This window comes from Prevotella sp. S7 MS 2, from assembly GCF_000762865.1.
Taxonomy (GTDB): Bacteria; Bacteroidota; Bacteroidia; order Bacteroidales; family Bacteroidaceae; genus Prevotella.
On sequence record NZ_JRPT01000055.1, the window covers coordinates 1 to 7660 of the forward strand.

The following is a 7660-nucleotide window of genomic DNA, read 5'->3' on the forward strand; positions in this document are numbered from 1 at the left end:
AAAATCGCTGTAATATTTGCAGGAAATCGGAAGTTTAACGCAATTCGGCTTGATTATTAGGGCTATACGGTGTAAATCGCAGCAAATCCGCCACCTGCCACGAGGCAGGAAAATGCGGATTATTGAAACAGAAATGTTTTCAAATCGTTACCCGAAAGCAGGATAATTACCTCCGCTAAAGAGGAGAAAAACAGCGGTTTTCCGTGCATCCGTTGCTGTTGCTCTATTGCTCTATATTTTGCATAGCAGGGTTAGGCTCTTTCATGTTTAATTTTGCAACCAAAAAGAAAAGACAATGGCAAGAAGCACATTCAAGGTGCTGTTCTATGTGAACGGCAGCAAGGAGAAAGACGGCATCGTCCCCATCATGGGACGGGTTACAATCAACGGCACGGTGGCTCAGTTCAGCTGCAAGCGCACCATCCCAAAGGAGTTGTGGGATGTGAAAGGCAACAGGGCGAAAGGCAAGAGCAGGGAAGCCATCGCCACCAACCTCTCGCTCGACAACATCAAGGCGCAAATCATCAAGCACTATCAGCGTCTTTCCGACCGTGAGGCGTTCGTCACGGCGGAGATGGTGCGCAACGCCTATCAGGGGCTGGGCAGCGAGTACGACACCCTGATGAAAGCGTTCGACAGGGACTGCGCCTCTCTGTTCAAGCGTGTGGGTAAGGACAGGAGCATGGGAACATACAAGGTGATGCTCAGGGCGAGGAACAACACGGCGAGGTTTATCCGCCACAAGTACAACCGCAGCGACATGTCGATGCTGGAACTCACCCCCGACTTCATCAGGGACTTCGCCGTGTACCTCAGCACGGTGAAAGGAAACAGGAACGCCACGATATGGATAAACTGCATGTGGCTCAAAGGCGTGGTGATGCGTGCGCACTTCAACGGCAAGATACCGAGAAACCCGTTCGCGCAGTTTCATATCAGCCCGAACACGAAGGAGCGTGCGTTCCTCACGGAGGACGAGTTGAAGACACTGGTTTCGCACGAGTTCAAGGACAGCCATTCCGCCTTCGTGCGTGATTTGTTTGTCTTCGCCTCCTTCACCGCCCTTTCCTTCGTGGACTTGAAGGAACTCACCACCGATGAGATTGTGGAGGTGAACGGCGAGAAGTGGATACTTGCAAAAAGGCACAAGACACAGGTGCCGTACCAAGTGAAACTGCTCGATATACCCTTGCAAATCATCGACAGATACCGACCGTTCCAGATGGACAACTCCATATTCGGGGACATCAACTACTGGACGGTCTGCAAGAAGCTCAAAAAAGTCATCAGCGAGTGCGGGATAACAAAGGACATCTCCTTCCATTGCGCAAGGCACGGCTTTGCGACATTGGCTCTGAGCAAGGGCATGCCGATTGAGAGCGTGAGCCGTGTACTCGGACACACGAACATCGTAACCACACAACTCTATGCGAAGATAACCACCGAGAAACTCGACACCGACCTCTCCATGCTCGGCAGCAAGCTCAACGCCTCATTTGGCAATATTAAGATGGCATGACAATGAAAGGGAAAGACATAAGCAGCAATGCCCGTCGAATAATCACGATAGACGAGCACGGGAACATCGTCATACCCAACGGCGAAATATGGATGGGCGAGTTTGAGATTGCCGACCTGTTTGGCGTGTTCGGACATACCATCCACACGCTGGTCAAGAAGATATACAGGGATGGACTGCTGCACCCCTGCACGGCAGAGAGGAACATCAGGGTGGCGGAGGGTCGCTGGCTTGATGCGTACAGCCTTGAAATGGTCATAGCCCTTGCGTTCCGTATCAGGTCGCAAAGGGCAAAAAGGCTTTGGGAGCATGTCATCGCAATGCTGAACGAACGGCACGAAAGGTTTGTCATGCTCCTTCCTGCACGGGCAGGCAGTCCCTGCTGAAACGCCTTGACAGAGGTTTATAGAGGTTTATCCCCTTGTGTCGATGGGGAAATAAACCTTTTTCTTTTTGGGTGGTTGAAGGGCAGGGATAACAGTTAGGGACGAGTCGTATAGGACTGCCGAGAAAAGAAAAACATACCGAACACAACTTCTTTTATTTTGATGAATTGATGAATATTGATATAATATGATTGAATATCAAGCGATTGCAAGTTCATCAACATATCATCAGACGCTTGCGAACGATGAAAGAAAAAGGCATTTTCCCTTTTTCAGCAACCCTCGACAAATCCTGCAAAATTATCCTCCTGTTCCCCTCAATTATTGCTCCGCACCTCCCTGCTTTCCCCTGTTTTTATTCCATTCCGTTTTTCTTTCACCGTTCCGCGCCATTCTTCACAAGTAGTTTTCCGAACGATGTCCGTAACTTTGCACGATGCTATATATCAACCATTTAAGCAAGAAAGAAATGGATAAGAAAAACAATGACGGGCTGCTGGAAGATATGCCCGAAAAAAGAAAAAAGGACGGGGCTTTCGTCCGTGTGGGCACAACGCTCTACAAACTTGCAGACATGCCTCTTGTCGGAGGCGGTTTTGTAAGGAAGCGCATCGTGTGGAACAACGAGACGCTCCGTCAGGACTACGGCAGGGACTATCTGGCGATCGTCCCGAAGTATGACGGTTTTTGCACCGTCCCCGACCATGTGAACTATCAGCCCGTAGTAGGCAGTTTCCTCAACCTCTACGAGCCGACGGGGCATCATCCGAAGCAAGGTGTGTTTCCCCATATCGAGGCATTGGCAAGGCACATCTTCGGGGAGCAGTACGAACTTGGCATGGACTACCTGCAACTACTCTACCTGCAGCCCATAGAGAAACTGCCCATCCTGCTGCTCGTATCAGAGGAGCGCAACACGGGCAAGAGCACGTTCCTCAACTTCCTCAAAGCCCTCTTCGGGGGCAATGTAACCTTCAACACCAACGAGGACTTCCGAAGTCAGTTCAACTCGGACTGGGCAGGGAAACTGCTCATCCTCGTGGACGAGGTGCTTCTCGACCGCAGGGAGGACAGCGAGCGGCTCAAGAACCTCAGCACCACCCTTTCCTACAAGGTGGAGGCGAAGGGCAAGGACAGGGATGAGATTTCATTCTTCGCCAAGTTCGTACTATGCTCCAACAACGAACGTCTACCCGTCATAATCGACACAGGAGAGACACGCTATTGGGTGAGGAAGGTGGGGAGGATAGAAAAGGACGACACGGACTTCCTGCAAAGGGTAAAGGAGGAAATACCCGCCTTCCTCTATTTTCTCCAGCACCGCACGCTCTCCACGAAGAAAGAGAGCCGCATGTGGTTCAGTCCCGAACTCATCCACACGCAAGCCCTGAGCAGGATTATACGGAGCAACCGTAACAGGACGGAGGTGGAGATGGCGGAAACCTGCCTTGAAGTCATGGACTGCATGAAAGCGTCCGCTTTCTCTTTCTGCATCAACGACATGCTCCTTCTGCTGAACTGCGCAGGCTGCAGGACGGACAGGACGCAGGTAAGGCGTATTGTGCAGGATATATGGAAACTCACTCCTGCCGAAAACACGCTCACCTATACGACCTGCCAACCGAGCTATGACAACATGCGCCCATACACGGAGGTAAGGCGCACGGGGCGTTTCTACACCGTCGGCAGGAAGCAGTTGGAGGAAATGCAGGGATAGGGGGAGTGGAAATGATGAAACTCAGCTTTGACAAGCGGCTTGATGAGGACATAATGAAAGCATATTGTACTGATTTCCATATTATTGAAACAAGATTCATCAATTCATCAGAATTTTCATCACTCCGACTTCGGTGGGAAACGGCAGTGGCATTACAGGCGGAAACGGAACAGGCAAGACACGCTGATATAAGCAACAGAAAAAGGCAGTCACGGCAAGCCGTGCATTCTGTATTTCCAAGCATGCAGGGTATTCAGATATTCGGGTGCAGTCCAAGTATGCCTTCGGAGAAACAAGTCCAATCGGCAGCACCGATGGAGAAGCCGTGGGGACTTCAGAATACAAGGGAAAGAAGTGGCTGGGGCAAATGCCCACGTGGTAAGCACGGTACGGATATTTTCAAAAGAGAAAATACCGTAGCTTATTAGGGGATTTTCCTCACGCTTCACTCCGTGTCCGCTGAAAATCTCCCAATAAGCCAACGGGGTTGCACCCCTCTGGACACCCCTGCCGAGCCTGTCGGCATAAAGAAACGAGCAAGCCGAAAGGAAGTCTTTCCTCCTTTCAACGATTGTCCACCGACCGTATCTAAGGACATCAAGGCAACGAAAACAAGATAATGACAACATCTAAAAAAGACAAAAGGATATGGGATATTGCGTATTGCATTTGGAAAAGGCAAAGGGAGCCGACAGCGGAATGTCGGCTCACATCGAGCGCACCATCGTGCCGAAGAACATAGACCCTACGAGAACGCACCTCAACCGTGAATTAATCAGGTTTCCCGACGGTGTGTGCAACCGCACGGCTGCCATACGCCACCGCCTTGACACGGCAGGGCTGAAACGCAAGATAGGGAAGAACCAAGTACAGGCAATCCGCATCGTGCTGAGCGGAACGCACGAGGATATGGAACGAATGGAAAACGAAAGGAGGCTCGGAGAGTGGTGCGATGACAGCGTGGCGTGGCTGAGAGAGACCTACGGGGCGGACAACCTCGTGTCGGCAGTCCTGCACATGGACGAGGAAACACCGCACATCCATGCCACCGTAGTGCCGATAGTGCAGGGTGAGCGCAGGAAGCAGAAGAAGGAAGAGAAGGCAAAGCGCAGGTACAGGACGAAAGCGACAGCCCCACGCCTCTGCGCAGACGAGGTGATGAGCCGTGCCAACCTCATCAGGTATCAGGACACCTACGCCGAACACATGGCGAAGTACGAGCTGAAAAGGGGTGTCAGGGGCTCGACAGCCAAGCACCTCTCCACGCATGAGTATTACCGCAATCTCATCACGCAGGGCGAGGACATACAGGAGAACATCGCCAACCTGCTGGCAAGGGAGGCGGAAGCACGGTGCATCATCGAGGAGGCGGAGCAAGCCAAAATGGAACTCGCACGCATCAAGGCGGAGAAAAAAACGGTGGAACTGAAAAACTCAGCTACCAAGACCGCCACAGCAGCACTCAACGGCATCAACTCTCTGTTGGGCGGTAATAAAGTGAGCAGGCTTGAAAGCGAGAACAGGCAGTTGCATGATGAGGTGGCGGAACTGAAAGAGAGCATCGGACAGATGCGCACGGATATGCAGAAAATGAAGGAAAGCCACGTCGCCGAGCGGTTGCGGGCATCGGAGCAGCATCAGCGTGAAATCGGCAATCTCAGGCGCATCATCGACAAGGCAAAGGAATGGTTTCCCATGCTTGCCGAGTTTTTCCGTATTGAAAGGCTTTGCCGTTCGGTCGGATTGTCAGAGAGACACACGGACGAACTCCTGCAAGGCAAAGTACTCGTTGTTACGGGGAAACTGCATTCTGATGAGTACAGGCGTTCGTTCGCCGTTGAGAAGGCACGCTTGCAGGTGGGCAGGGAGGAAAGGGATGGCAAGACCGTACTCAACCTGCTCGTGGACAGAGTGCCGATTGCCCGTTGGTTTAAGGAGCAGTGGGAGAAATTCAGACATTTGTCCGTCCATTCCTCCCAAGAGAACAGGAGCAAGGGAGTGAGGCTGTAACCGTGCCTCCGCATGCTCCACTTCCTTTCCTGCATCTCACTCCATGACTTTCTCAGGCAAGGTTGCTTCCTTATAAGTCATTTCCGCCATGATATGCTCTTCCATGTCGTGTTCGTCAAGAAAGACGGGACAGATGAATTTCTCTTCATTCGGAAGAAGTCCGAGCCTGCCTAATCTCCCGAGTTTTTCCAAAGCCTCTTTCTTGTTTTTCCCTGTCAAGGTGAAATCACGGACAATTCCCTGTTTCTTGCTTTGCAGGCGCAAGTTCGTCGGAACGCCGTCTTTCATGACAATCTCATATACGCCCGAGAGAACGGCAGGACTGACATACCGATAGAGAGTGGGCTTGTAACGGCACAGATAAAAAGAATGCGCTGCGTTCTGGACAAGGAAAAGTCCCGAAACTCCGCTTCCTATTGACCATACAGGGTCTGAGCCTTCGTGAATTTCCAGTAACAGATAAGGCGGGAGGACTTTAACGGTCAGCTGCTGTCTTTCCTTTGTGAGGTTGTCGGTCAGTGAGACCTGAAATTCTCCCACTTGCAGGGCTTGGATTGAAAGAACACCTACATGCCCTGCCTGTTCGGGAGTTCTCGCATAGGCAATTCTAGCATAGTCCTTAAACGCATTGGAATTGCTTATCTGCAAGTCTCCACTGCCACTCGTGATGAACACACGGAGCGTAGAGCCTTGCATGATTTCCCTATAAGGTTTATCCAATTGAAAAGAAGATTTCCTGTCCTCGTCTTGGGGATTGGAACAGGACGCGCATGCCAGCAGGAATGCCAAGAACAATAAAACAAAACAAGTTTTACGGTGTGCCATATTTACATCTTTTTTAGTCGTACCTCGCAAATATACGAATTTTCCCGCCATTCCGCAAACGAAAGAGCGGAAACTTTGGGTTGCACTCGTCCATATCGCATTGCCATATAATCATTTATAGGTATTTTTCATGGTAACGAATGAAACATGCGGTCTTATTCCATGATTATTGCTACCTTTGTCGTTGAAACCATAACACCCCTAAAATAAGATGCAGTCAAGACAACTTAACCGAAGACAGTATTTCAACGAACTCGCAACCACAAGCGAGAAGTATTTCATTCCTTACATCAAGCGGTACAGGCAGGTAGGGAAAGGCACGAAAGTGTTGGAGATAGGCTGCGGGGACGGTGGAAACCTCCTGCCTTTCTCATGCATGGGCTGCGATGTAGTGGGCGTGGATATGGCAGAGGGACGGATAAGGGACGCAAGGAAGTTTTTCCAAGAGAACGGAGCAAAAGGGCGTTTCATCGCCTCCGATGTGTTCCTGTTGAAGGAACTCAGGCATCAGTTCGACCTGATTGTCTGCCATGATGTGATAGAGCATATCGACGACAAGGAGGAATTTATGCACAAGTGTAAACAGTTTTTAAAAACCCGGGGGGTAATTTTCATGTCCTTTCCTGCTTGGCAGATGCCTTTCGGTGGGCATCAGCAGATATGCCGAAGCCGCATCCTCTCGCACCTGCCTTTCTTTCACCTGCTTCCGACGAGATTGTATGAGCGGATATTGAGGGCTCGGAAGGAAGACGAGGGATGCGTCAGAGAACTGTTGAACATCAAGAAGACCAAATGCCCGATAGAGTTGTTTGAGAGGACGATGAGAAAGGAAGGCTTTGAAGCCATTGACAGGACTTTCTATTTCATCAATCCGCATTACGAGGTGAAATTCCACCTGCGTCCCCGAAGGCTGTACGCCGTGATAGGGGCAATTCCATATATCCGCAATTTCTTCACAACATCGTGTTTCTACTTCTTGAAATCGGCAGGGGAATAATTTTTTCCTTGCCTTGAAAAAATAAAGCAAAGAGTAGAATTGTTCGGGAATAATCGTTATCTTTGTCGGAGATAAAGAGTTCTTTGCAAGCAAAACAAAGCAGTACACAGCAAATGGAACGGTTGCCAAATCGTTACCCCAAAATCAGCCAATCGCACAAGGTGCCCTTGTATAAAGGATTGTCGCTATTCTATCCAAAGTTACTG

At 50.4% G+C, this 7660-nt stretch carries 7 protein-coding genes; 6 read left to right on the forward strand and 1 reads right to left on the reverse strand.

Features of this window, described 5'->3' with window-relative positions; translation table 11 throughout:
• Positions 1-295 precede the first annotated feature (295 nt).
• From HMPREF0671_RS09125 to mobV, 5 genes are all read left to right on the forward strand, one after another.
• On the forward strand, positions 296-1519 hold the full coding sequence (locus HMPREF0671_RS09125; RefSeq protein ID WP_036899775.1) for a site-specific integrase: 1224 nt from the start codon (positions 296-298) through the stop codon (positions 1517-1519).
• On the forward strand, positions 1516-1905 hold the full coding sequence (locus tag HMPREF0671_RS09130) for a hypothetical protein (RefSeq protein WP_004341058.1): 390 nt from the start codon (positions 1516-1518) through the stop codon (positions 1903-1905). The genes HMPREF0671_RS09125 and HMPREF0671_RS09130 overlap by 4 nt, the downstream gene beginning before the upstream one ends.
• 469 nt (positions 1906-2374) lie before the next feature.
• A complete protein-coding gene (locus HMPREF0671_RS09135) occupies positions 2375-3622 on the forward strand; it encodes a primase-helicase family protein (protein ID WP_084589756.1) in 1248 nt (415 codons plus the stop codon).
• Positions 3623-3633: 11 nt separating this feature from the next.
• The gene (locus tag HMPREF0671_RS09140) at positions 3634-4050 is read left to right on the forward strand and encodes a hypothetical protein (protein WP_036899781.1); all 417 of its coding nucleotides are present in this window, start codon (positions 3634-3636) and stop codon (positions 4048-4050) included.
• A 220-nt stretch (positions 4051-4270) separates the two neighbouring features.
• Positions 4271-5632 (forward strand): MobV family relaxase, encoded by a 1362-nt coding sequence (gene mobV / locus HMPREF0671_RS09145; RefSeq protein WP_036899783.1) that lies wholly within the window; start codon positions 4271-4273, stop codon positions 5630-5632.
• A gap of 36 nt (positions 5633-5668) precedes the next feature.
• Here the strand turns inward: mobV and HMPREF0671_RS09150 are convergent, their stop codons facing one another.
• Positions 5669-6457 carry a hypothetical protein gene (locus HMPREF0671_RS09150; protein WP_004341067.1) on the reverse strand — a complete coding sequence of 263 codons (789 nt, stop codon included), beginning with the start codon at positions 6455-6457 and terminating at the stop codon, positions 5669-5671.
• Between the two features lie 211 nt (positions 6458-6668).
• On the opposite strand from HMPREF0671_RS09150, the gene HMPREF0671_RS09155 reads away from it, so the two are divergent.
• Positions 6669-7454, forward strand: a complete 786-nt coding sequence (locus tag HMPREF0671_RS09155; RefSeq protein ID WP_036899784.1) for a bifunctional 2-polyprenyl-6-hydroxyphenol methylase/3-demethylubiquinol 3-O-methyltransferase UbiG — start codon at positions 6669-6671, stop codon at positions 7452-7454.
• The last annotated feature ends 206 nt before the right edge of the window (positions 7455-7660 follow it).